Source organism: Megasphaera massiliensis, assembly GCF_000455225.1.
GTDB classification, from domain to species: domain Bacteria; phylum Bacillota; class Negativicutes; order Veillonellales; family Megasphaeraceae; genus Megasphaera; species Megasphaera massiliensis.
Genome location: NZ_HF954537.1, coordinates 267,370 through 293,667, shown reverse-complemented (window position 1 = coordinate 293,667; position 26,298 = coordinate 267,370). Strand labels below are relative to the sequence as shown.

The window sequence follows — 26,298 nt, the reverse complement described above, 5'->3', positions numbered from 1 at the left end:
ATACCCCCACAACTTTAAAAAACGCTATTATTGAAATCACTAAGGCTATTATACTGATATATTTCGTTGCTTTCATTTTATCAGATGTGCTATACTGATATTAAGCAGAAGGCCCACCCTTCACGAGAAGGGCGAAGCCGTTAGCTTATTTCTCTAAACCTTGTATCAGTAATATAATCGCGGTTGCTAGCTGGATTATTGCTGTTATAAGGTTTATTTTTTTACTAGTACAACCCGCCGGTTAAGCGTGGTTGTACTTTTTGTCGCCCCATGGTTACGCAAAAAAGCAGAACCCATCTGCTGCATCCTAAGACGGGTACCCACCCTTTATATTACCATATTATATATCGACCCATTTTAATCAGAATTATGCATAACGCTTTTTAGGCTGCTTAGCCTGACGAAAAATTTCATCACAAATCAGAAAAACTTTTCGTCCCGTTACTTCTTTTAAAATTCCCTTCTTCTCCAATACCAAGACAGGTAATCCGGTTGGTATTCGCTTTCCATGCTTGTTTTCAAAGAGAGGCGTGTATACCGTATAGTCCTTCCACGTCCCTGTTTTTTCAGCTACATCAAATCCTATTTCTTTTACATATGCATTTACACGATCTAACGACATATCATCACCTCATTTTAATCGTCGTGAAAAACACGCTCACGATTCGGGATAAGCTTATTATCGATTCAACAAACAACGAATGCCCTTTTCATTCTGAGAAAACGCCTTTCACGACAGCATTTCCAGCATGAAGAAAGCGTTTTATGTTATGCGTGCTTTATTCTATTTTCATATACCATTGGCAGGGTCCGCCTTCATCAACCTCTTTTGGCTTCCCATAAGGATCTGGGTAGATGATGCAAGTACTAATCAATGGCTTCCCTTCTGAAAGCAAACAGGTAGGACAGTACTTATAATCCGGCTGCGTACAGCCGCACATAAAGGGTCCGGTCACATTTCCCGGCATAAGCAGCATCTCCATTCATGATAAATTCTTCTAGTCTATCTTCATGTACCATTCGCAGGGCCCGCCTTCGTCCACTACTTTCGACTTTATAGACGTACCCGGATACATCATGCAAGTGCTCAACAAAGGCTTACCTTCTGCAAATACACAAGTCGGGCAGTACTTATAATCCGGTGGCGTACAGCCGCACATAAAAGGTCCCGTCACATTTCCCGGCATAGGCACCACTCCTTTCTGTCCATAAGCCCGTCCCGTTCACAAAACAAAGGCAGTATAGCCACTCTGAACGGTCTCCAAAAGCGAAAGCACTACGTCTAACGTCAGAATACGCTCTATTCATGGCAAATGCTTTCATTCTATCTTCTGATACCATTCGCAAGGCTTACCGTTATACACATGATTCGGCTTGAGCATCATCCCTCCCGGATACATCATGCAAGTACTCAACAAAGGCTTCCCTTCTGCAAATACACAAGTCGGGCAGTACTTATAATCCGGTGGCGTACAGCCACACATAAAGGGACCGGTTACATTTCTCCCGGCATAGGCAACATCTCCTTTTGAATTACCTTAAGTATACTATAAAAATCCATGCTATGTTCATTAATGAAAAAATATTAATAATAAATATAGAACATTATTGATACATCATAACCACCTGTGCAGCCGGTAGAATACCGACTTCGCCATTCTGCTAGATAGACCTACCACCGCAACATTGCTGTTACGGTGGTAGGTCTAACTTTTTGGGATCACATCAACACGGGGCTCTTGTTTTGTCTATATGTCTTACTGCCCGTAATCGGGTCGATGTATTGTTCTCTTTTACATCATTTTCCTTGAATGTCGATGATCACATATTCTGACCGGGTTCCGGTCTTGAATTGGATGGCCCAATCGGAAATGCCGGAGGTCACGATAAAATTCGTGTTTCCTCGCTGCTCAAAGCCATAGACATTATCCTCTCCTCCGATATGGAACCAGCGCATGAGCTGCCCCATGGGGATCAGTTGTCCGCCGTGGGTATGGCCGGACAGCACTAGGTCTACGCCGGCTGCGGCCTCGGCCTCATAGTCACTGGGCTGATGGTCGAGGACGATGGTATATTTATCTTTGTCCAGGTTCTTTGTCAAATCGGAAATAGCAGCACGACCGCCGCCGAAATCTTTTTCCTCGGACGCATCCTGCCGCCCGACCAGATAAAAGCGGTCGTCGATCAAGACGCTTTGGTCCTGCAATACGGTCACGCCGTTCTTTTGCAGTTCGGCAATGAGGTCATCGCCGTCGTATCCGCGCTGCCCTTTGGCGTAGCGTCCCTTGTCATGGTTACCAAAGACGTAATAAACACCGTAGGGTACATCAATTTGGCCCAACGCACGGCTGGCAGCAATCATGTCTTCCTTACGGGTCCCCTCATCTACGAAGTCACCGGCAATGACAACGACATCCGGTTTCTGTTCTTGAATCCGAGCGATATGCGCTACCAGCCCTTCGCCGTCAAAGGTCGTTCCCACATGAGAATCGGCCAGCAGTGCCACGCGGAGGGATCCGACAGGTTTTGTCGTGGTCACGGTGTAGTCCGTCTGCCAGACATGATTGGCCTGGACAAAGCCGACTGCCAGATAAAGGACGGTAACAAGGACGGCAGCCGGGCCCGCATAATGTCCCTGAAAGGATTTCTTTCGACGTTTTTGAAGACCCCATTGAATCAGGGCCGCAACGCCCCAGAACACGGCCAGGTGCAGCAGCACAATGACGGTATTCATATAACCCCAGACTTCCCAAAGGAGGGCCGAGGGCACCAAAATCACAGCCGTGCTGATCAGCCAGCCTACGGCCTTGTTCCCACGGGACAGGGCTGATACGAATCGAAGTTTATGTACACTGTAGATCAGAAAGTATATCCCGGCGAGACACAGCAAAAACAGCCCGCCGAACAGAAGTCCCCAAAGCACAGTCAATCATCACTCCTTCACAGGTCACTCTCAGATATCACTGAATGTAATAGAAGGGCCCTTTCCAGGTCCTTCATGGCCGTCGCGCAGACCGTCACATAGCGCTCGGTCAGGGATAAAAGTTACTTTACTTAAGTCCTTCATCGCTTAGCGCTCGCTGTCCCGCACCTTAGGAGTATGCGCTGCGCCTCACGCCGCCCCTCGTCGGTAAAGTGGATGTCTTATTCCGCCGATTTCCCGGCATCTCCCACACCCGAATCCAGCCCTTTTATAACAGGCCGTTACAGCCGCATTGACGGTTTGAATGAGAAGAAAGCACGGCTCGCAGAACATCTTTGGAATACAGCTTTCGATTCCGTAAAGTGCGAAAAGATTAGTAATTTTCGTACTATTTTAAAATAGTGGACTTAATTTGTCAATAAATAGCCCTGCGCTTTCATAAGCCTTCTAATATCAGATATGAATGGAAATTTCTATAATTCGCTTACGCACAAGGAAAGGCAAAAGGGCCGACACCATGTCAGGTATCGGTCCTTTCTCGTTGCTACTTATACTGTTTCTTTCCGTCGAGGATCATCATGTTGTCCAGTTTCGGGAGGATTTCCAGTTCCCGGACTTTTTTATCGAAGTCTTCCGGCGGGAATTCTTCCACGGAGATGGTGATGGCTTCTTCCGGGCAGCCCCAGGTTTTTAACAGGACGTCTCGGATCTGTTCGACGACTCGTTTCTTCGTCTTTGGGATAGGCTTTGATAGCGATGTAAGGCATTTTTTCCTCGATTCTACAGTTATTTTAATCGTTCGCATGAACGTCAAAGGCACCGAGAAGCCTTTCGGCAACGCCGGGGGCATCGGGATCGTGACGGCCTTTACCCGTGTCGAGGGCGCGCATGGCCTTCATTTCTTCATCCGTAAGGGCAAAATCAAAGATGTCCATGTTGCTCTTCATGCGGGCCGGTTTGGTCGTCTTCGGGAAGATGATGGCTCCGTCCTGGTATTCAAAGCGCAGAATGACTTGGCCGGCATCTTTGCCGTGAGCTTCAGCAATCTTAGTAATGATTGGTTCGCTAAAGAGCTGCGGGTTGCCCTGTCCGAGGGGCGCCCAGGCTTCGAGATAGACCTTATCTTTGGCCATGATGGCTCTGATTTCTTTCTGCTGGAAGTAGGGATGAAATTCGACCTGGTTGACCGAAGGTACCGTATCGAACTGGGGTACGAAGGAGTTCCAGATCTTCGGCGTCATGTTGCTGACCCCAATGGAGCGGATCTTACCGGCCTTTTTCGCTTCTTCCATGGCCTTCCAGGCACCGGGGACGTCGCCGTAGGGCTGGTGGATGAGGTATAAGTCGATATAGTCCAAACCGAGTTTGCGAAGGGACGTGTCGATTCCCTTCTTAGCGGCTTCATAGCCATAGTCCTGGAGCCAGAGTTTACTGGTCACGAAGATGTCTTCCCGGGGAATCCCACTGTCGCGAACGGCCTTGCCGACTTCGGCTTCATTGAAATAGGCCGCTGCCGTATCGATGTGGTACAGTCCCAAGTTAAGGGCTTCCTTTACGGCCTGATAGGTGCTGCCGTCAGCCGGAATCTGGAAAGTACCGAAACCAAAGGCCGGAATTTTTACGCCATCATTTAAGGTTACGCTTTCAATCTTTGTGGTCATCATGATCCATCCTTTCTAAAAAAATATCTACAGTAAAGGAAAAGCTCCCACTCAGCCTGCCGTTAACAGACAAGGAAACTTTCCGTTTTTCTTATAACATTACGCCAAGTACGGCGCCATCAACCCAGGCAGGAAGATGCGGCAAAACTCTTTGGTCCGCCATTCGAGGCTGTACGCACCGCCGGACATATCCCAGCAGAGCATTTGACCGTAGAGGACGTCGACCAGGGTGTGTGCCAGGACAGCGACCGGTGCGTCGGCTTTGACCTCGCCTCGTTCGATTCCATCCAGAATGAGACCGGTTACGGCATCGATATCGACGTAGACCTTGGGTTTATCCTCTCCGTCGTCGACCAAATCGGGATCGACCGTATTGCGCACCCATTCCTGGCAGAGCTTCAGGCTGCTCTTTTCAATATAGCCTGAAAAATTAGTCATAAAAAATACCAACCGGGCCATGAAAGGTCCGTCAAAGGCCTTGGCCTTGTCTAAAATTTCTTGATACATCTCACGGCTCAAGGCATAGATGATATCTTCTTTTCGTTTAAAATGGGTGTAAAAGGTACCGCTGGCCACGCCGCAGGCCTTGGTAATTTCAGCCACTGACGTGTTGACCATCCCTTTTTCACAGATGATTTTCTTGGCCGCATCGAGGAGTTTTCGCCGTGTCTCAAGAGCCGCCATCTGTCGATTAGTCATACATATCACCTCAAGCTTTTTGGGATGAACTCATTGTATCATATACACTGAACTAAAGTCAATGAATTTAATTCAGTGAAATATATTCATTGACTTTAGTTCAGTTCTAAATATGGTCTTCCCCTTCTCTTCAGACAGACAGATTCCCAAAAGAAAACCTCCATCAGCTCCGTTTCAAATGCGAGCTGACAGAGGTTTTCGGCTGCAAAGCCGGTCAACTCGGCTTATTCACGATTCAAAAAAATATGAAGGGATTATACGGAAGCCAGGGAAATCATATAATCATCCGTTCCGCACGGTTCTTTCTTCAATTTTCCTTCCGAAAGATAAGGCGTTAACCACGACTCTAAAACCGCCTTCGATTCAAAAGAAAAAGCACAGCGAATCTCTTCCGCCGCCAGCCTTCGGTAATCGGTCAGCATCCGGTACAGGTGTTCAATAGAAGCATCGGGCTTTACAGGTTCTATCGTTCCCCCGCTCAACTTGCGAATGCGGGATACATAGTCGGCAAAGGTATAGTATCCGCCAAAGGTCTCTTCCTTACCGGAAACGGACAGGGTCACCGTCGGGAAAACCTGGACCTTGGCTGCAATGGCTTCGTCGACATCGCTCCAAAAGGCCTTTTCCGCTTCGCCGCTCTTGAGAGCTTCACGATAGGCATCCATGGGTAAGCCGAAGTCTTCTGCCAGTGTCTCTAAGACGGCATAGTCGCCGGTAACGGCACCTTCGGTCATGGTCGCCTCGCGGATGCGGCGCAGGAAATAATCGGCCTGGTCCGGTGCTGCTATCTGGGCCGCTTTGTAGGCGATGTTCTGGGGGAAGGACGAGTTGAAGCGTTCTGAAAACAAATGATACTTGTCGACGGCAACGGGCATATGATGGACCGCCGTCGATTCGGCCAGATGCTCGCGAAGCTGGGCGTTGATGACGTCGGCATCTCCGCCGCCGATACCGTTTTCTTCATCATTAAAGTCACTCAAATCGCGGACCATGCCGCCCATGACATAGCGAATGGAAAAGAGATTGGGATAATGGGTTTCCATGGCCCGAAAGACTGGCTCTGTGCCCCAGCACCAGACACAAACCGGGTCGCTGTAATTGGTAATCACAATAGGTTTCATAGCGTACTCCTTTCATCTTGTTACTCATCCATTTCCATCAAGCAGGATAAGTACCTCTATTCGCCTGCTGACAAGGATGATAAAAATCGTATAGATTCTCTTCTTAGGCCGATTATATATCGCCGCCTCCATAATTTCAACAGACGGCCATATCAATTAATCATTACGTTATGTTTTCTCCATGCCGAAAAAGCACCCCTGCCTCCCCGACGCTTGGCTACAAGGCCGGTTATGCAAAAACGCCGCCGTCTCAGCATCAGCACTGAAACAGCGGCGTTCCCCTTTATACGACTTGGAATAGGTAGAATTTTAAGTAATTCGTTTCCGGGACGTTCCAAAGAATGGGATGGTCCGGCGACTGCTGGCGGCCTTCGATTTGACGAAGGTGAACGCCGGCATCTTTCGCGGCATCGTGGAGCATCTGGCGGAAGAGGTCGTCGCGCATGAAGTGGGAGCACGAGCAGGTAGCTAAATAGCCGCCTCGGGGCAAGAGCTTCATGGCTTTCAAGTTGATTTCCTTATAGCCTCGAATGGCGTTGTGCACGGTATGACCGGACTTGGTAAAGGCCGGCGGGTCGAGGATGATGAAATCGTAGTCGCGATTCTTTTGTTCAGCCATCTCGGTCAAGAGGTCGAAGACGTTGGCCTGTTTGGCCGTTACGATCGATTCTAAGCCGTTGCGATGAATATTGGTCGTCGTCATGTCGACGGCTTCTTGAGACACGTCGACGGCGGTGACGCTGGCAGCGCCTCCCTTGGCGGCATTGAGGGCAAAGGCCCCGGTATGGGTAAAGCAGTCGAGGACGTGCTTGCCGGCAGCGATTTTAGCCACGGCCAGACGGTTGTATTTCTGGTCCAGGAAGAACCCCGTCTTCTGACCGTTTTCGACGTCGATGTCGTAGCGAATGCCATTTTCTTCGATGGTCGTTATGACGCTTCCCGGCTGAGGCAGGTAATCGGCTTCGTACCAGCCTTTGTACTGCTCCATGCCGTCCAGTTCGCGGACTTTGACGTCGTTTCGTTCGTAAATGCCGCGGATGGTGACGCCCATGGCCTTCAATTCATCGACCAGGGCCTTGAAGATGATGGGCTTCACCTGGTCCATGCCGTAGCATAAGGTCTGGGCCACGAGGACGTCGGAGTAGCGGTCAACGGTAAGGCCCGGCATTTCATCGGCATCGCCGAAAATGAGGCGGCAGCAGGCAAAGTCCGTTTCGCCCATGACCGTCCGGCGATAGTCAAGGGCGTATTTTACCCGGCGCTGCCAAAAAGCGTCGTCGAAGCGATCGTTGGCATTGCGCGATACGATGCGCACGCGGATTTTAGAGATATCGTTGGCAAAGCCCGTGCCGAGGTAGCGGTCTTTGTCGCTGTAGACGTCGACGATGTCGCCCGTCTTATAGGTCCCGTCGACGCGGGTCACTTCTTCACCATAGACCCAGGGATGGCCCGTTTTGGCAGCCCGTTCCCCTTTTTTGGTCAGATATAATTTTGCGTAAGGTCTCATCAGTCGCGTCCTTTATAAAATGTAATGGCTGAGGTCGACGTTCTGGACGACGTCGTGGAGTTTGCCGGCAACGAAGTCTTGGTTGATGACGATGTGTTTTTCATCGATATCGGGCGCTTCATAGGCTACATCTTCGAGGATCTTTTCCAAAATCGTGTGCAGCCGGCGGGCGCCGATGTTTTCCGTTTCGCGGTTGACGCGGTAGGCGTATTCGGCAATGGCATTGATGCCGTCGTCGGTAAATTCCAGGGTCAGGCCTTCCGTTTCGAGGAGGGCCGTATACTGTTTGACCAAGGACTGGCTCGGTTCGGTCAGGATGCGGCGGAAGTCTTCGACGGTCAGCGACTGGAGTTCGACGCGGATCGGGAAACGGCCCTGGAGTTCGGGAATGAGGTCGCTCGGCTTCGATACGTGGAAGGCACCGGCAGCGATAAAGAGGATATGGTCGGTCTTGACCGGACCGTATTTGGTATTGACCGTAGCCCCTTCGACGATGGGCAGGATGTCGCGCTGGACCCCTTCGCGGGATACGTCGGGGCCGTTGGTGCGGCCTTTTTCGGCAATCTTATCGAATTCGTCGATGAAGACGATGCCCGATTCTTCTGTCGCAGCCACGGCCTTATCGACGATGGTGTCCATGTCGAGGCATTTTTCGAGTTCTTCTTCTTTGAAGATTTCCCGAGCCTTGGCAACGGTCATTTTCTTCTTCTTTTTCTTTTTCGGCATGATGCTGCCCAGCATTTCCTGGAAGTTATTGGTCAGTTCTTCCGTCGAATTCCCCGTCAGGATGCCTTGAAAGCCCGGGCTCTGTTCGGCCACTTCGACTTCGATTTCCCGTTCGTCCATCTTATGAGCGCAAATGTCTTCGAGCATCTTTTGACGGCGGTCGGAGTTGCCTTCTTCAAGCTGTTTCGGTTCTTCCTTAGCTTCGTCGTCATCGCTGCCGAAGAAGACGTCCATCGGATTTTTGACCTTTTCGGCCACCGATTTTTTCGGCCAGAAAACCTGCAGGATCCGTTTGTTGGCTTCGGCTTCGGCCTTTTCTTCATAGCGCTGGCTTTCCTGTTCCTGGACCATGCGAATGGCGTTGGCCACGAGGTCGCGGATCATCTGTTCGACGTCGCGGCCGACGTAACCGACTTCGGTGTACTTCGTCGCTTCGACCTTGATGAAAGGCGCGCCAACGAGTTTAGCCAGGCGGCGGGCGATTTCCGTTTTGCCGACGCCCGTCGGGCCGATGAGGAGGATATTCTTAGGGATGATTTCATCCTGCATGGCTTCACTCAGGCGTTTGCGGCGCCAGCGGTTGCGCAGGGCAATGGCCACGGATTTCTTGGCTTCCCCTTGGCCTACGATATATTTGTTCAGTTCCGCCACGATTTGTTTTGGCGTCCATGATGCTTGTTCCATAAAGTACCTCTTTCTTAAATTTCTTCGACAATGACGTTGTGGTTGGTATAGACGCAGATGTCAGCTGCGATATGCAGGGATTTTTCAGCGATTTCACGAGCCGAAAGATCCGTATTCTGCATGAGGGCCCGCGCCGAAGACAGGGCGTAGTTGCCGCCGGAACCGATGGCCAAGACGCCGTCGTCCGGTTCGATGACTTCGCCGTTACCGGAAATGAGCAGGATGCGCTGGCTGTCGGCGACGAGGAGCAGGGCTTCCAGTTTATGGAGAACCTTATCAGACCGCCATTCTTTAGCCAGTTCGACGGCGCTGCGGACCAGGTTACCGTTGTGTTCGTTCAATTTTTCTTCAAAGTGATCAAAGAGCGTAAAAGCGTCGGCCACGGAGCCGGCAAAACCGCTGATGATCTTGCCGTGATAGAGGCGGCGAACTTTTTGAGCCGTCCCTTTCATGATGACGGCATTGCCCATGGTGACCTGGCCGTCGCCGGCGATAGCCGTCTTGCCATCGCGCTGAACGGCGCAGATCGTCGTGGCGTGAAATTCTGTAGACATTCCGTTAGACATGAGTCATGTCCCCCTTCATTTGTTCAATTTCATCGAGCGCCCGCTGTGCTAAGAGGGCGTTTTTTTCTTTTTTCTTCATGCGTTTCTTGATGCCCAGGGGCTCCATAATGCCGAAGTTGATGTTCATGGGCTGGAAATGCTTATTGGGGCCGCTGGAGATATACTGGCTGAGACCGCCCATGGCCGTCCGCTTGGAGAAGGTCAAGGGATCTTTCTCAGCGAGGAGGCGTGCGGCGTTGATGCCGGCTAAGAGGCCCATGGCCGCCGATTCCAAATAGCCTTCGACACCGGTGAGCTGTCCGGCAAAGAGAAGATTGGGTTGTTTGCGCAGCTGCAGCGTCGGCAGGAGGAGTTCCGGCGAATTGATGTAGGAATTACGGTGCATGACGCCGTAGCGCACGAATTCGGCGTTTTCCAGGCCGGGAATCATGGAGAAGACCCGTTTCTGTTCCGGGAATTTAAGATGGGTCTGGAAGCCGACGATGTTGTACAAGGTCGCACTGCCGTTATCCTGGCGCAGCTGAACGACGGCGTACGGGAGTTCCCCTGTATCGGGCAGTTCGAGACCGACGGGTTTCATGGGACCGAAACGCATGGTATCGATGCCGCGGCCAGCCATGACTTCGATGGGCATGCAGCCTTCAAAGACGCTGTCGTCTTTTTCAAAGTCGTGGAGCTTAGCACATTCGGCCGTCGTCAAAGCCTGCCAGAAGGCTTCATATTCTTCCTGCGTAAAGGGGCAGTTCAAGTAATCGGCGCCGCCCTTGCCGTAACGAGCCGCCCGATAGACCTTGTTCATATCGAGGGATTCGACGGTGACAATGGGCGCTGCGGCGTCATGGAAATGGAAGTACCCTTCCCCGGTCAATTTGGCGATGGTGTCGGACAAGGCGTCGCTGGTCAAGGGACCGCTGGCGACGATGCAGATCTGATCCGTCGGGAACTCGGTCACTTCTTCGTGGCGAAGGCTAACCAAGGGATGGGCGGCCAGTTTTTCCGTCACATACTGACTAAAGGGCAGGCGATCGACGGCCAGGGCCCCGCCGGCAGGGACGCGGTTGATATCGGCCGATTCCATGATCAGCGAGCCCAGGCGGCGCATTTCTTCCTTCAAGAGACCGACGGCGTTTTCGATATTGGCTGCCCGCAGAGAGTTGCTGCAGACCAGTTCGGCAAAATATTCCGTATGATGGGCCGGCGACGATTTGACCGGCCGCATTTCGACCAGTTCGACGGGAATACCGCGGCTGACGAGCTGCCAAGCCGCTTCCGATCCGGCCAGGCCGGCGCCGATGATTAAGACACTATTCTTCATTCACTACCTCACCTTTTTTATGGTTTTCACAGTCCCCGTTGCTGCAAAATAGCTTGTCGGGGCCTTTTTTATAATGTTTGACAATCATGATGCTGCCGCACAAGTCACATTTCTTGTCGACAGGCTGGTTCCAGAGGACGAAGTCGCAGTCCGGATACTGGCTGCATCCATAAAAGACGCGGCCACGCTTCGACTTGCGCTTGATGAGCGTCCCCTTGCCGCATTTCGGGCAGGTAATGCCCAAATCTTCGACGATGGCCTTGGTGTTGCGGCATTCCGGGAAGTTGGAGCAGGCCAGGAATTTGCCGAAGCGGCCGAATTTATAGACCATAGGTGATCCGCAGACTTCGCAGATCTGGCCCGATTCCTGACCGGAAATGGTGACCTTTTCCATCTTCGTTTCGGCCTCGTCCATTTCAGGCTTAAAGATGTCATAAAATTCCTGAAGGACGTGGGGATACGTATCGTCGCCTTGTTCTATGGCGTCGAGGGATTCTTCCATGTGAGCCGTAAAGCTGACGTTGATGATGCGGGCAAAGTATTTCTTGAGGAGGTCGACGATGATGACGCCGAGCTCCGTCGGGATGAACTGCTTATCCTTCTTTTCGACGTAATTGCGGTTCTGGATCGTATCCATAATGGGCGCGTACGTACTCGGCCGGCCGATGCCTTTTTCTTCGAGGGTCTTGATCAGGCTGGCTTCGGTGTAGCGTGCCGGCGGCTGCGTAAAGTGCTGCTGGGGCGTAACGGCCTTGTTATGGACCACGGTATTGGCCGAAATATGGGGCAGTTCGGCCAAGGTCTTATCCTTCTTGGCATCTTCATAGAGCTCCGTAAAGCCCTTGAAGAGGACCTTATAGCCGGCGGCCCGCAGTTCGTACTTGCCGCTTTCAATGACGATGGCCATGTGTTCCGTTTCGACCGATTCCATTTGGCTGGCCAAAAAGCGATTCCAAATCAAGGTATAAAGACGCAATTGGTCCCGCGACAGGAAGTCGGAAACCTTATAGGGCGTCAATTCCAAGGACGTCGGGCGAATGGCTTCGTGAGCATCCTGACTCGACTGCTTGGTCTTATAGACCCGCGGCTTTTCAGGGACGTATTCAGCACCGTAGTTAGCCGTAATAAAGTCCCGCGCCGCCTGGACCATGTCGTCGTTGATGCGGACCGAGTCGGTACGCATGTAGGTGATGAGGCCGACGTGGCCCTGGTCGCCCATATCGAGGCCTTCATAGAGCTGCTGGGCCAGCATCATCGTCTTCTTGGCGCCGAAATTGAGCTTGCCGACGCATTCCTGCTGCATCGTCGACGTCGTAAACGGCGCTTGCGGCTGACGTTTACGCTTGCGTTTTTCGACTTTTACAATCTTATCGGGGTCCTGCGTTTCGCCGCGGCTTTCCCAACTAAGGTCGTGAGCAATGGTCTTGGCCTCGTCTTCATGTTGTATTTCAGCCTTCTTGCCGTCGATTTTCGTCAGTTCCGTCGGAAGGGTCAAGCCGTCTTCCGTCTGATACGTCCCGCTGACGGTCCAATATTCTTCCGGTACGAAGGCTTTGATGGCTTCTTCTCGTTCGCAAATTAAACGGACGGCAACGGACTGAACGCGGCCGGCACTGAGGCCTTTACAGACCTTTTTCCAGAGCAACGGGCTTAATTTATAGCCCACGATGCGGTCCAAGATGCGGCGGGCCTGCTGGGCGTCGACCTTCTTAATGTCGATGGCTTCCGGCTTCTTGATGGCTTCAAGAATCGCTTTTTTCGTGATTTCGTGGAACATGATGCGGCATTTGTCCTTGGGATCGATGTCCAACAAATGGGCCAAATGCCAGGAAATGGCTTCGCCTTCGCGGTCCGGGTCAGTTGCCAGAAAGACTTTTTTCGACCGGACGTATTCTTCCTGCAAGTCGTCGATGAGTTTGCGCTTATCCCACATATTGGTATAGGTCGGCACGAAACCTTCTTCGATATTGACGCCGAACTGGTTGCGCGGCAAGTCGCGCAGGTGCCCGCGGCTGGCCATGACCTTATAGCCGCTGCCGAGGAACCGTTCGATCGTCTTGGCCTTGGCCGGCGATTCCACGATGACCAGGTTCTTAGCATTCTTAGGAAGCTTGTCGAGCTTCTTCAGAGGCTCTTTCTTGGGAAGGTTGACCGTGCCCCGGATGACGGTCTTTTCACCGTCGCCCTTCTTTTTACGGCCTTTCTTCTTTTTTGAATCGTCTATGATAATCGTGCGTTTAATGGGAAATTCTAACATCTATCTTTAATCCTGCCTCTCGCTGTACACGAAATTGTGAAAAATCTATTTAAACTATTTCTCATAATACACTATTCGCCGCGACCTTTCAAGCACCGGCCCCTTATATACATTATAATGGCGTAATGTCTTTGTAAAGAAATCCGCCGCTTCAGGCCGAATCCCCCTCTTTTCCACCCCTTTCGCCAACACGCAAAAAAGACAGTCCGGAGAGAAACTCACCAAGACTGCCTTTCTGTTCCTTCCTATGGTATGATACGGAGAGGATGGAAGGAAAAATTATTTTCTTGTGGTTCCGATGTGTCCGAGGACGGCATCGGTCATGGTCTTCGTATCGGCTTTTTTGAAGCCCTCTTTATAGAGGTCGGCCGTGCGCCAGCCCTCTTCGAGAGTAGCGTCGACAGCATCTTCGATAAGGGCTGCCCCTTCTTCTTCACCAAAGGAGTAGCGCAGCAGCATGGCCGCCGACAAGATGGTGGCGCAGGGATTGGCAATACCCTTACCTGCAATGTCCGGCGCCGAACCGTGGATCGGTTCGTAGAGACTGGTAAGTTCACCGATAGAGGCTGACGGCATCATGCCAATGGAACCGCCGAGGACGGCCGCTTCGTCACTCAAGATGTCACCGAAGAGGTTGCCCGTAACGATGACGTCGAACTGTTTCGGATTGAGAGCCAGCTGCATGGCGCAGTTGTCGACGTAAAAATGATTCAAGGCGACCGACGGATAATCTTTAGCCACGTCGATCATGGTGCGCCGCCACAGGCGGGACGTAGCCAGGACGTTGGCCTTATCGACGGAGGTCACCTTACCCCGCCGTTTTTGGGCGGCCTTCATAGCAAAGGTGCCGATGCGCCTAACTTCAGGGACGCTGTAATTTTCAAGGTCCCAGGCCCGTTCGACACCGTTATGGATTTCCGATTCGCAGCGGTCACCAAAGTAGATGCCGCCCACGAGTTCACGAACGATGAGGACGTCCGTGCCGGTGACGATATCGGCCTTTAAGGGCGAATATTCCGCTAAGACCGGGGGAACCTTGACGGGACGCAGATTGACGTAGAGACCGAGGGCTTTCCGAAGGCCCAGGACAGCCTGTTCCGGCCGCAGGGTCGGTTCGACGTCGTCCCATTGATCGCCGCCGACGGCGCCAAAGAGGATGGCATCAGCCTTTTTAGCCGCTTCTACCGTTTCCTTAGGAAGGGGAGTGCCGCAGGCGTCGTAAGCCGTACCGCCGGCCCTCTGTCGTTCAAAGGTCAGGCCCAACCGGCAGACCTCGTCTACTTTTTTCAGTACCCGCACGGCGCTGGCCGTGATTTCTTCCCCGATGCCGTCGCCGGGGATGACGACGATGTGTTTACTCATGAGCCTCTGCCCCCTTGATATAATTGATTAAGCCTCCGGCAGCGGCAATGTCCTGAATGAAGCCCGGCAGGGGCCGTGCCTGAAAGGTATCTCCCGTCGTCACATCGACGATTGATCCCTTGGCAATATCGACTTCGACGACGTCGCCGGCCTTGATGGCCTTTACGGCATCGCCGATTTCAAGGACCGGCAGGCCGACGTTGATGGCGTTGCGGTAAAAGATGCGGGCAAAGCTGGCGGCGATGATGACCGGAATGCCCGAAGCTTTAATGGCAATGGGAGCGTGTTCTCGCGACGAGCCGCAGCCAAAGTTGTGGCCGCCGACCATGATGTCGCCTTGCTGCACCTTTCCGGCAAAGGTTTCGTCGATGTCGACCATGCAGTGGGACGCCAATTCTTTCGGATCAAAACTATTTAAATAACGGGCCGGAATAATGACATCCGTATCAATATTATCGCCGTAGCGCCATACTTTTCCTTCTAACACCATCTTATCGTACCTCCTTGGGAGCGGCAATCCTGCCGAGAATAGCACTGGCTGCCGCAACCTGCGGACCTGCCAGATAGACTTCACTGTCGACGTGGCCCATGCGGCCGCGGAAATTCCGGTTCGTCGTCGAAACGCAGCGTTCACCGGCGGCGAGGATGCCCATGTAACCGCCAAGACATGGGCCGCATGTCGGCGTCGATACGGCGCAGCCTGCCGTAATGAACGTTTCAATATAGCCTTTTTTCATGGCCTCCATGTAGACCGACTGGCTGCCGGGAATGACGATGCAGCGGACGTCGGGATGAACGCTGCGGCCTTTAAAGATCTCGGCGGCAATGCGCAGGTCTTCTAAGCGGCCGTTGGTGCAGGAGCCGATGACGACTTGATCGATTTTGATGTCACCAAAGGTACCGACGACCTTGGTATTTTCCGGCAGATGCGGAAAGGCGACGACAGGCTGTAGTTTCGACAAGTCGATGTCTACAGTCCGGCAGTACTTGGCGTCATCGTCGGCCGTAACGACTTCGTAAACGTCGGCAAAGCGCCCTTTTTCATAGGCCATGGTCTGTTCATCGACGGGGAAAATGCCGTTTTTGGCGCCCCCTTCAATGGCCATATTAGCGATGGTAAAGCGGTCGGTCATGTCGAGAGAAGCTACACCGGGTCCCGTAAATTCCAAGGACTTATACAGTGCCCCGTCGACGCCGATCATGCCGATGAGGGTCAGCATGACGTCTTTCCCGGTGATGTCTTCCGGTTTTTCGCCGGTCAGGCGGACCTGAATGGCATCGGGGACCTTAAACCAAGCCTTGCCGGTGGCCATGGCGACGCCGAGGTCCGTCGAGCCGACGCCCGTCGAAAAGCCGCCCAGAGCCCCATAGGTACAGGTGTGCGAATCGGCGCCGACAGTCACCATACCGGGGCCTACGATGCCTTGTTCCGGCAGGAGGACGTGTTCGATACCGACGCGACCGACTTCAAAGTAATGGACGATGCCGTTTTCTTTGGCAAAGTCGCGGACAATCTTAGCCAATTCCGCCGATTTGATGTCCTTATTGGGCGTAAAATGGTCGGGCACCAAGGCGATTTTCGTCTTATCAAAGACAGGACGGCCGATTTTCTTAAATTCGGCAATGGCCGGCGGCGCCGTAATATCATTGGCCAGCACCATATCGACGTTACAAACAATTAAGTCGCCAGGCTCTACAGAGGGCACTCCGGCATGCTTGGCTAAAATCTTTTGGGTCATAGTCATTCCCATCATCTATACACTCCTTAAAAATCCTGTTTTTCGGGAAACGCTGTCATTTCTCGAAACAGATGAATATTCAAAAAAACGCGGAATTCTAAAATAGGATCAATGCTGGCTGGCAGCCGCCTTAAAGGCAGCTACTTCTGTTGGGGCCGAGGCGAAGTGACGAAAGCGAACGCGCTGATCCATGCCTTCCATGCGATTGACAGCCGTCACGAAGGCCCGAATGGAGGCCGTCATCGTATCGGTATCGATACCGGCGCCCCACGTCGTCTGCCCTTTTTTATCAGTCAAGCCGAAGTAGGCAATGCCCCGAGAATCGGAATCACCATCGAGGTCATGTTCGCTGTAGACGAGGTTTTCAAACTCGATGCCGTAGGCCTTACAGATGGCGTTGCTGACGGCATTTAATTGACCGTTGCCGTCGCCTTGGAGGACGATTTCTTCGCCATTGGCCCGGACCAGGACCGTGCCGATCCAGCGATTGCCCTTCTTCTGCAGAGAAAAATCTTCGACTTTCAGCGGGCTTTCCGTATTGAGGTAATGTTTCTGGAATACGTCATAAATTTCATGAGGCTTCAATTCCTGATGAGCATGGTCGGACACTTCTTTTACGAAGTAACTGAAGTCTTCGCGCATTTTCTTCGGCATGGCAATGCCATAATGCTGCTCCATGATAAAGCCGATGCCGCCCTTGCCGGACTGGCTGTTGATGCGGATGACGTCGGCATCATAGGTCCGGCCAATATCGTGGGGATCGATGTAGAGGTAGGGGCAGTTCCAGTATGGCTGATGCTGTTCGGCCCGATAATGCATGCCTTTAGCAATGGCATCCTGATGAGATCCCGAGAAGGCGGCAAAGACCAGCTTTCCGGCGTAAGGCTGACGAGGATGGACTTCCATGCGTGTCACCCGTTCATACGTATCGACGAGGTCGGTCATGTGAGAAAAATCGAGGCCCGGATCGACGCCGAGAGCATACATGTTCATGCCGATGGTCACGATATCGGCGTTGCCCGTCCGTTCGCCGTTGCCAAATAAAGTTCCTTCCACGCGGTCAGCCCCGGCCAGGATGGCCATTTCGGCATCGGCCACGCCGGTCCCCCGATCGTTATGGGGATGGACCGACAAGACGACGTTGTCGCGGTATTTCAGGTTCTGCGAGATATAGGCGATTTGCGAGGCAAAGACGTGAGGCATGGACATCTGCACCGTCGAGGGCAAATTGATGATGGCCTTGCAGTCGGCCGTCGGCTGCCAAACGTCGAGGACGGCGTTGCAAACGTCGAGGGCGTATTCCGGTTCCGTCCCGGTAAAGCTTTCCGGCGAATATTCAAAGCGGTAGTCGGCCCCGGCTTCTTCCGTCAGTTTTTTCAGCAAGGCCGCCCCTTCGACGGCAATCTGCTTGATTTCTTCCTTCGATTTATGGAAGACCTGCTGGCGCTGGGCAAAGGACGTCGAGTTATAGACGTGGACGATGGCATGCTTAACGCCCTTCAAGGCTTCAAAGGTCCGGCGGATGATGTGCTCCCGCGCCTGGGTCAGGACCTGGACGGTGACGTCGTCGGGAATCAAATTATGATCGACTAAGTAGCGCAGGAATTCGAATTCCGTTTCCGATGCTGCCGGGAAGCCGACTTCGATTTCCTTAAAGCCCATGGCGACCAAGACCTTGTAAAATTCAACTTTTTCTTCTAAACTCATAGGGATGATAAGGGCCTGATTACCGTCGCGCAAGTCGACGCTGCACCAGACCGGTGCCTGTTCCGGATACTCCCGCTGCGTCCAAGACATATCGACGACGGGCGGCATAAAATAACCTTTTTGATAATGTTCTACGTGTTCCATGGTCATCACTCCTATGATTATGAAATAAATTAAAAACAACTCATTACACAATCAAAATAAAAAAAATCTTCCACCTCCAAAGAGACGAAAGATTTCACTTGCGCGTTACCACTCTAATTCCTATGCTTCCATAGGCACTCTACAGGTACGGACTTTAGGTCGATACCCTCCTGTCTGTTAACGGCCAGGCCCCGGCTCCACCTACTCCTTTTGTTTCAGCGAGCTGCTTAGAGAGGAGTTCCGTTCCATGCCGCTGCTGCCTCGCACCTGCCGACAGCTCTCTGTAAGCTTTCTGGAACCTACTAGTTCTCTTCAACGCATTTTTATTTTGGATTGTTTTGTTGATGGTTCGTATCTTACCACCATCATGTCTGTTTGGCAAGGCTTTTTTCAAAATATTTTAAAGTTAAACGTCAAACTTATGTTAATAATTTCTAAATGATTCTAGTTTAACGTTTATCTTGAAACAAGTTGCTTAAAAGGTACCTTCCCGCCCGGAAACAAGACCGGCCCTATCTTTTTTCAATCATTAATGCTATAATAAATAAGTTACACAACAAGGAGGAAGTACATGTTAGAGAAATTCCAAAATTTAAATATCAGCGAAGTCATTATCCGTGCCCTGAACGAAATGGGTTTTGAAGAACCGACGCCGATCCAGTCCGAATCGATTCCCGTCGCCATGAGCGGCTCCGACATGATTGGCCAGGCCCAGACCGGTACCGGTAAGACCGCTGCCTACGGCATTCCTGTCCTGGAAAAAATATTGAAGGCCGAACCTTCCAAAGAAATTCAGACCGTCGTCTTATCCCCGACCCGTGAACTTGCCATGCAGGTCGCCGAAGAACTGAACCACTTGGCTCAATTCACCAACATTCAGGCCCTGCCTATTTACGGCGGTCAAGATATGGAACGCCAGCTGCGCCGCCTGCGGAAAAGCCCGCAGATCATCGTCGCCACCCCGGGCCGCCTCATCGACCACATGAAACGCGGCACCATCGACTTGAGCCACATTGCGACCATCGTCCTCGACGAAGCCGATGAAATGCTGGACATGGGCTTTATCGATGACATCAACCTCATCATGGCAGCTACGCCCAACACGCGCCAGACCCTGCTCTTCTCGGCTACCATGCCGAAACCGATCCGACAATTGGCCGAAACCTTCCTTCACGATCCCCTCATGATTCGCATGAAGACCAAAGAAGTCACCATGGACCTCATCGAACAGTCTTACATCGAAGTACCGGATCGCCAGAAGTTCGACATCCTCTGCCGTCTCCTCGACCTGCAGGAACCGGATTTGGCCATCATCTTCGTCCGCACCAAACGCCGCGTCGACGAAGTCTCAGAAGCCTTAAAGAAACGCGGCTACTCGTCAGAAGGCATCCACGGCGACCTGACCCAGGCTAAGCGCGACACCGTCATCCGCCAGTTCCGTGAAAAGACCATCGATATCTTGGTCGCTACCGACGTCGCCGCCCGCGGCCTCGATATCAGCGGTGTCACCCACGTCTTCAACTACGACCTGCCCCAGGACCCGGAAAGCTACGTTCATCGCGTCGGCCGTACCGGTCGTGCCGGCCAGAGCGGCGAAGCTACGACCTTCGTCATTCCCCGTGAAATGGAACACCTGCGCACTATCGAACGCCTCATTAAGCGCAGCATCGCCCGCCGCAAAGCACCGACCTTCTCCGAAGCCTTAGAAGGCGCCCAGCAGGCAGCCATCCGCAACCTGGCCGCTACCGCAGAAGAAGGCAACTTCGGAAGCTATAAAGAAAATGCCGAAGAACTCCTGGCAAACTACGACTCGGCGTCCCTCGTTGCAGCCGCTATCAAGCTGCTCACGAAAGAACCGGACACGACGCCCGTCAAGATTACCGAAGAAGCCCCTCTCCGCGTCCATCGCAGCCGCCAAGGGAAAAATAATCGCGACCGCAACTATCGCCGCAACGACCGCAATCGGAAAGACCGCCGCAACGGAAAAGAAGACGGCCAAGAACGAGGCGAACGCCGTCGTCACTTCGCTCCGAAAAATCGCGACTCCAATAACCACGGCACCTTCCGTAACAACCAGCGCTCCGAAAAAAAACAACATAAAGAACCGAATCGTTCCGTGTTTAAGCCTTACTTCAAAGACTGATTCGAGCATAGAAATACCCTCCCTACCGGTGTAGAGAGGGTATTCTTTTTGCCAGTTTCGATTCACGCGCCCATGAAGGGTGCGACCATTGACGCCATCAAGGTGTTCATCGGCGTAATGTTTCAATCCACGCACCCATGAAGGGTGCGACCGAAAACGACGCTCGATACGGTGCAGGAACTGTATGTTTCAATCCACGCACCCATGAAGGGTGCGACTATTTCTTTGGACAAGCACCGGTTCGGTATTTCAGTTTCAATCCACGCACCCATGGAGGGTACAACCGAAAAAAGAGAAGAAAAAGAACGACAGCTGCGTGTTTCAATCCACGCACCCGTGAAGGGTGCGACCATATCTCAGCTTTTCTGATATAGTGTTCTTACGTTTCAATCCACGTACCCATGGAGGGTGCGGCATTCTTGCTCATACCTTTTATCTCCCTTCAAAATGTTTCAATCCACGCACCCCTGAGGGTGCGACTAATTCCCACTTAATCGGCGATAAGTTTGTCGGTAGTGGGTCCCTGCACCTACATATTGCACGCGTCCCATCCCAGCAGATGGGCGCGTGCTTTAAAGTGGTTGGCGTATTGTCTGAGTCACAAAGACTCAGATATACTTAAGCAGCTCGACAAAGAGCTGGCTCTTTTAAAAGGATAAAAGTATTAGACCCCTTCGGGGGGCTTTTATTTTTTGCAAATACACGAAGAATTATATATTATAATGATAGCGAATATAGAATAATATTTTAAGGAGCGATGTGGCAATGAAAACTATTTCGGACTATACTGACTTCATTTCGGTAGCTTTTACTTATTTGAGTGATAAACTAATAAGCAAAGAATATAAGTATGAAATAAAGATATCTCCAGAGCATTCTCATGCAATAGCTGAAACTAGACCGTTTGGGACTATTGAGTTGTATGAGTCAAATATTAATATGTATTTGGCTAAATTTGGAGACGATGAAGTTCGTCGAAAGACTGCGTTACTGAATGTAATTGCCCATGAGGTAAGTCATGCAACGCAGAAAGTTAATTACTATATTATTGCCAAGTCCTCTAAAAATAATCCAGATTATTCGGATTACATTAAATTTATTGAATTAGCCAATATGAAGAATAGTCTAACGTTTATTCTAGACCATCGTAAGGAACTAGAATATGAGTTAAACTTTATTATGGATGTGGATTGGTTGGAAACAAAATTGGAAGATATATATTCTTCCAATGAATTCCATGACCGTAATTATAATATACAAGAAAACTGGGAACAAAACCTTTGTCTTGTATTCAAAGGAGAACAGTTTAAGAAGTTCTCCAATATTGGTCTATTTATTCCAACTAATAAACAGCAATTAATTGCCATAAAAGAGGAAGGTCGTTATATTACAAACAATATTGAACTAAATAGCATATTAGATAAACAAATCATTTCTAATAAGCTACTAATAGATTTAAAAGTATTTGAAGATAGAGACCTATTGGTTGTAGGCCCAACGTATATGGTCTAAATTTAAATACGGTAACGAGTAATATCGTACCGTATTATTTTTTATTGTTTCTCACCCTGAGGGTGCGACAACGACATGCTTCAAAATGGCACAGTTATCAATGTTTCAATCCACGCACCCGTGAAGGGTGCGACACGCCACACTTTATAACCTACAGAATCTGGCGGGTTTCAATCCACGCACCTCTTGCGAGGTGCGACTCTTACCACCATTACTTTCGTCAAAATACATCGGAGTTTCAATCCACGCACCTCTTGCGAGGTGCGACAGCAAAAGGACATTTTTACAGTCTCTTTTGCGTGTATCGATGGGGATATTTTCCCACGGATACAGTTTGTTATTACTAAATTTAGGGATTTGATTAAAATTTTTCTAGCTTACTCTAAGGTTTTAGCGGCTAATACGATGTTCACTATAGCTTCGCACCGAGTAATCCCTACTTTTACGCTGGTTCCGCTTTATAACTTTCAAAACATTATGTATTCGACATCATATTAGCCGACCAGAGGCAAAAGCCTCATTCCCCTTTCCAGCATCCCTTACTGGATTTTTTCGCCTTCTTGGTAGATTTCAATGGTGAGCCCTTCGATATTCTTCAAAGCGCTGTCGTCGATGACGTAGTCGTCAAAGGAATGGGCTGCTGTACCGCTTTCTTTTAAGTTAGCCGTGACGCTGTGATGGACACGAGCCGACGAGGCGTTACCTGTCTTATTGTTATGACGGACCCAATAGAATTTCGTCATTTCAATACTGCCTTCCGGGCGAGCCGACGAGGCATCGTTTTCAAACAAGGTAACGAGCGCTTCTTTGACTTTTTCCGCATCTTCTTCAGAGAAGCCCGTCTTTTCGGCCAACTGGACGTTGATGCTGCCGACGACTTTATAAACACCAAAGTCAACGCGATGCTTCATCCCCATCGTATCGGATCCCTTTTTCTTTCCGGGTTTACTGTTAACGCTCTTCGTGATCTGCATACTGGTAATAAGGATTGGATTCAAGCTAACCGCCGTATGGATGCTTACGGGTCCGCGTACACCTACCGAAACGGAATCAGAGTTACTGCCGGTATCATCATCCTTCTCCTTCTCCTTATCCTTAAAAGCAAAAAGTTGTCCAAAGGAACGGACATCAATCCAGGTACCGCAGGCCTTTTCTTCAAACTCTTTTCTTTTTTGAAAGTTATTTCCCTTTGCAGCCGATAAGGCCTGTTTCATTCCAGGTACACTCTCAACCCTTGTCAGGATACTATCACAGCCATCGTCACAACGGTCATTCGATTGGACCAAAATCGGTTCTCCCATGTCCTGCAGGCGGTTGCGAATTTTTCTCTTAATGCAAACATCTGAAATTTCGCCATAGCCGTCGTAGTCGCTGCGAGGCTGATTGCCGTTTAAAGGATCCCCATTGGGATTGGCATGATCTACGGTAATGAAGCCGATAAAGTCAATTTTATTTGCTAATATAGTCATGATACTTCCTCCCTATTCGTTTTCAGCGGACTGACTCGTTGTATTCTTGGTTGTACCCTTGCTTTTTCTCTCCGCTTTATCTTTCTTTTGCTTTTCAATGAGCTGCTGAAAGGCAAATTGCTGATTGTAGAACCCTAACAAAAATAGACTGCCCAAGGGTGTATTGGACTCAAAGTCTTCTTTTGTAAAGAGGGACGTGATTTGGCCCAAAAGCAGCCGTTCCTTGCCGCCATATTTTTCACGTTTCTGCATATATGGAAGCAGGCGGTTGTGAATAGTCCACCACGTCTTCGACGGTCGCATGGAAAAAGCTTCCATGTACTTCATCGCGTTCGTAAGCCGTGAGCCGTATTCATCGCCGTCAAAAGTAGATCGTTCCATATGGTCGGCTACGGCCAAAAGTCTTCCAAAGAGATAATCACGATTGCAGTTTTTTTCATCAAGTGCCACTTTATATTCTTCCTCCTTTGAATGAGTTCCATTCCATCGATTACAAATAACGGTACAAGCCGGTTCTACAATACCATGTCTCCACGGATAGTACTTATTGCCGGATGCAGTATTGGCCATCGTGACGACGCGCCGCACAATGCATCGTTCCATGTCGATGGGTAAGGGCCGTCCTTGTACGATACAATTGAAAATGCGTTCGAGCTCCATCTTCATTTTCGTATCACTGACATTTTCGCCATAGCAGGCCTTAATGAGGGTTCGTGGCGAAGGTACCCCCACATAGCCGAGGATTCTTTTTTTAGATTTACGGCTAATTTTATCCTTTTTTTCTTTATTATCCGTAACCTCTTTATGCTGAATCCAGCGGCCCGATTTATGCCATTTTTCAATACGCCGAATAAAATCCCTTCCCGAAAACTCATCGTAATAACAAATGGATAGTCGCCCTGATGTAATCGCATCGAGAACGATAACGTTCGCTTTCGCATTCGGATCTTTTTCAAAATTATGGTAATATCCCTTAATAGCACGGTCAAAGCTTTCTACCCATTGCGTTAATGTCTGCGGCTGTGTAATTTCTAAAGGAGTACTCCATTCATCACCAATAACATCGTTCGTAGCCGACAAAATATCGGGAAGCGGCGTTGAACTACTCCAAGCCAAAAAGACGCGGCCCTCACAATCATGACCTTGGTTCCGAATAAGCCAGGCCAAGGCATTGGTAGCTTTTTGCAAGGTTTCATGGCCGAGAGACAAACATTCATGCGCGTTTTTAAAACGACCGCGAAAGGTAAGTCCCTTAGTATCATTGGATGAAATGAGCTTAGACTTGTCCTTTGGCGAACGGATTCTCTTGCCTTGTTTGCCCGCAGGACGCATCATTTTTCCCGTTGCGTAACAAAGCTCCAAATCTTTAGAAAATTCATGCTTAAAAAAGGCTATATATTGCCGCTGCAAGTCCTGATCCTTCCATAAATCAGGTTCATTATCACCGGGGATATGGATGACTCGAAACCGAACTAAGGCTTTTAAAATGTCGTCACTTACCGCAGAAAAGATATCCGGTTTAGGTCGGTCTTTATAAGGCCATTTTTGCATGATGTTGCCCTTATCATCACGGTAGAGGACGGGCGGATTGGCCCTGCACAGGTCATCGATGATATCATGCTGCGTAACGTATTTATACACCGCTTCTACCTTAGGGATACTATAAGGAGAATGGACCCACTTGCCTAAGAGCTCTACATAGAGTGAGTAAGGGCTTCGTCCTTTTTTATCCCGTTCTTCTCGATATAAGTCACCGTCACGGGCAATATAAATTAATTTGTCATGCAGCGGATGTGGGGCCAAGTTCGACGTCCTCACTTCCGAAGCCGGGGTACAGGGAAGGAGGGTTGACTGTTCTGCTTTGGGAAGGACGCTGGCATGACTAAAGTTACCCTCACCGTCGATGGTCACTTCGATTTGGGCTTTCTGTACGACATGACAGATTGGCATTAAAACAGCCTTACTCCCCTCTATATTCTCTTTTCCCACCAATTCTTCATGGGCATCGTAGGTTTTAACTAACTCCATAATCCAGCTCATGGCAAGTCTCCTTCCAGCACCGCCGCTTCTCGTTCCACGGAGCAGATATCGTCCGGTGTAAAGACTTTGGCTTTCACCTTGTGAATATTCCGCACGAGGGTGCAGGCTTCCGGGCGAATAAAGCGAATGACGCCGTGATTCATGACAGGCTGCCAAAAACGGCCTGCATCATGTCTCGCCCCGTTTCATCAGGATAGTTAAAGCCATGGAACATCGTTCCCAAGGGAATAGCCGGAGTATCATCATAAACACCGGGAGCTTCACCATAGTCAACGGGCTCTACATAGCCCTGACATTCTCGCGTACCTAAGAAAATATCACGGCGGCCGCCTCGTTCGACCATTCGTTTGGCAATCTTATAGTGCTTATTTTCATTGCGGTCACAGGCAAGTTCCGGTCGATGAAGGTTGAACTCAAAATGAGCCTTCACTTCATAGCAAACGTCGCTCAAATACTTATAAATAGACAACGTATTCATTTTCTTATTATAGCCCTTTGGTTTTACCCCGCGAGACTGGGTACGAATCTCCTTCATGACCCGCATTTCATCGATGTACCAGATGATCGTCGGTTTCCAATAAATACCTTCAACGATTCCTTTCAAAGCCTGGTAGGTTGGCACAGAATAGGATGATTTTTCGCCGCCTATACGGGTAATGGGATCGGAAAATAACGCCATTCTTCCGTATACTTTAAAGGTTATTTCATTTCGCAAAATATCCC

The 26,298-nt window shown here is 50.4% G+C and carries 21 protein-coding genes and 1 other annotated feature; of the genes, 2 read left to right on the top strand and 19 right to left on the bottom strand.

Annotated features, from left to right (window positions below):
- Positions 1-367: 367 nt before the first annotated feature.
- From TX77_RS04745 to TX77_RS04675, 15 genes are all read right to left on the bottom strand, one after another.
- Entirely contained in the window at positions 368-622 is a 255-nt protein-coding gene (locus TX77_RS04745) for a hypothetical protein (protein ID WP_044503675.1), read from the bottom strand.
- Positions 623-1,798: 1,176 nt separating this feature from the next.
- Positions 1,799-2,734 (bottom strand): metallophosphoesterase, encoded by a 936-nt coding sequence (locus tag TX77_RS04740; RefSeq protein WP_154651857.1) that lies wholly within the window; start codon positions 2,732-2,734, stop codon positions 1,799-1,801.
- 733 nt (positions 2,735-3,467) lie between these two features.
- On the bottom strand, positions 3,468-3,728 hold the full coding sequence (locus TX77_RS04735; RefSeq protein ID WP_044503672.1) for a tautomerase family protein: 261 nt from the start codon (positions 3,726-3,728) through the stop codon (positions 3,468-3,470).
- Positions 3,715-4,587, bottom strand: coding sequence for an aldo/keto reductase (locus tag TX77_RS04730; protein ID WP_044503671.1), 873 nt, complete (start codon positions 4,585-4,587; stop codon positions 3,715-3,717). Before TX77_RS04730 ends, TX77_RS04735 begins: the two co-directional genes overlap by 14 nt.
- 96 nt (positions 4,588-4,683) lie before the next feature.
- Positions 4,684-5,283, bottom strand: a complete 600-nt coding sequence (locus TX77_RS04725; protein WP_044503670.1) for a TetR/AcrR family transcriptional regulator — start codon at positions 5,281-5,283, stop codon at positions 4,684-4,686.
- A 254-nt stretch (positions 5,284-5,537) separates the two neighbouring features.
- The gene (locus TX77_RS04720) at positions 5,538-6,404 is read right to left on the bottom strand and encodes a DsbA family protein (RefSeq protein WP_044503669.1); all 867 of its coding nucleotides are present in this window, start codon (positions 6,402-6,404) and stop codon (positions 5,538-5,540) included.
- Positions 6,405-6,687: 283 nt separating this feature from the next.
- Positions 6,688-7,911 (bottom strand): class I SAM-dependent rRNA methyltransferase, encoded by a 1,224-nt coding sequence (locus TX77_RS04715; RefSeq protein ID WP_044503668.1) that lies wholly within the window; start codon positions 7,909-7,911, stop codon positions 6,688-6,690.
- Positions 7,912-7,923: 12 nt separating this feature from the next.
- Positions 7,924-9,321, bottom strand: coding sequence for an ATP-dependent protease ATPase subunit HslU (gene hslU / locus TX77_RS04710; RefSeq protein WP_044503667.1), 1,398 nt, complete (start codon positions 9,319-9,321; stop codon positions 7,924-7,926).
- Between the two features lie 14 nt (positions 9,322-9,335).
- The gene (gene hslV / locus TX77_RS04705) at positions 9,336-9,875 is read right to left on the bottom strand and encodes an ATP-dependent protease subunit HslV (protein WP_081651730.1); all 540 of its coding nucleotides are present in this window, start codon (positions 9,873-9,875) and stop codon (positions 9,336-9,338) included.
- A gap of 4 nt (positions 9,876-9,879) precedes the next feature.
- Positions 9,880-11,202, bottom strand: coding sequence for a methylenetetrahydrofolate--tRNA-(uracil(54)-C(5))-methyltransferase (FADH(2)-oxidizing) TrmFO (gene trmFO, locus TX77_RS04700; RefSeq protein WP_044503665.1), 1,323 nt, complete (start codon positions 11,200-11,202; stop codon positions 9,880-9,882).
- Complete coding sequence (gene topA / locus TX77_RS04695) at positions 11,192-13,459, bottom strand: type I DNA topoisomerase (protein WP_044503664.1); 2,268 nt, start codon at positions 13,457-13,459, stop codon at positions 11,192-11,194. The genes trmFO and topA overlap by 11 nt, the downstream gene beginning before the upstream one ends.
- 279 nt (positions 13,460-13,738) lie before the next feature.
- Positions 13,739-14,821, bottom strand: a complete 1,083-nt coding sequence (leuB, locus tag TX77_RS04690; protein WP_044503663.1) for a 3-isopropylmalate dehydrogenase — start codon at positions 14,819-14,821, stop codon at positions 13,739-13,741.
- On the bottom strand, positions 14,814-15,311 hold the full coding sequence (locus TX77_RS04685) for a 3-isopropylmalate dehydratase small subunit (RefSeq protein ID WP_044503662.1): 498 nt from the start codon (positions 15,309-15,311) through the stop codon (positions 14,814-14,816). Before TX77_RS04685 ends, leuB begins: the two co-directional genes overlap by 8 nt.
- Before the next feature lies 1 nt (position 15,312).
- Positions 15,313-16,572, bottom strand: coding sequence for a 3-isopropylmalate dehydratase large subunit (gene leuC / locus TX77_RS04680; RefSeq protein WP_044504769.1), 1,260 nt, complete (start codon positions 16,570-16,572; stop codon positions 15,313-15,315).
- Between the two features lie 96 nt (positions 16,573-16,668).
- A complete protein-coding gene (locus TX77_RS04675) occupies positions 16,669-18,411 on the bottom strand; it encodes a 2-isopropylmalate synthase (RefSeq protein WP_044503661.1) in 1,743 nt (580 codons plus the stop codon).
- A gap of 77 nt (positions 18,412-18,488) precedes the next feature.
- Positions 18,489-18,736, bottom strand: a binding site (T-box leader).
- A gap of 246 nt (positions 18,737-18,982) precedes the next feature.
- On the opposite strand from TX77_RS04675, the gene cshA reads away from it, so the two are divergent.
- Positions 18,983-20,554: a degradosome RNA helicase CshA gene (gene cshA / locus TX77_RS04665; protein ID WP_044503659.1), complete on the top strand. Its 1,572-nt coding sequence runs from the start codon at positions 18,983-18,985 to the stop codon at positions 20,552-20,554.
- Between the two features lie 765 nt (positions 20,555-21,319).
- Complete coding sequence (locus TX77_RS04660; RefSeq protein WP_044503658.1) at positions 21,320-22,066, top strand: hypothetical protein; 747 nt, start codon at positions 21,320-21,322, stop codon at positions 22,064-22,066.
- A gap of 539 nt (positions 22,067-22,605) precedes the next feature.
- Here TX77_RS04660 and cas7c read toward each other — a convergent pair.
- Genes cas7c through cas5c form a run of 4 tightly spaced genes read right to left on the bottom strand, consistent with a single transcriptional unit; the run spans position 22,606 to position 26,290 of the window.
- On the bottom strand, positions 22,606-23,535 hold the full coding sequence (gene cas7c / locus TX77_RS04655; RefSeq protein ID WP_044503657.1) for a type I-C CRISPR-associated protein Cas7/Csd2: 930 nt from the start codon (positions 23,533-23,535) through the stop codon (positions 22,606-22,608).
- Between the two features lie 12 nt (positions 23,536-23,547).
- On the bottom strand, positions 23,548-25,575 hold the full coding sequence (gene cas8c, locus TX77_RS04650; protein ID WP_044503656.1) for a type I-C CRISPR-associated protein Cas8c/Csd1: 2,028 nt from the start codon (positions 25,573-25,575) through the stop codon (positions 23,548-23,550).
- Positions 25,572-25,718, bottom strand: a complete 147-nt coding sequence (locus TX77_RS14025) for a hypothetical protein (RefSeq protein WP_230198042.1) — start codon at positions 25,716-25,718, stop codon at positions 25,572-25,574. The genes cas8c and TX77_RS14025 overlap by 4 nt, the downstream gene beginning before the upstream one ends.
- A complete protein-coding gene (gene cas5c / locus TX77_RS04645; RefSeq protein WP_230198041.1) occupies positions 25,715-26,290 on the bottom strand; it encodes a type I-C CRISPR-associated protein Cas5c in 576 nt (191 codons plus the stop codon). The genes TX77_RS14025 and cas5c overlap by 4 nt, the downstream gene beginning before the upstream one ends.
- Positions 26,291-26,298 lie beyond the last annotated feature (8 nt).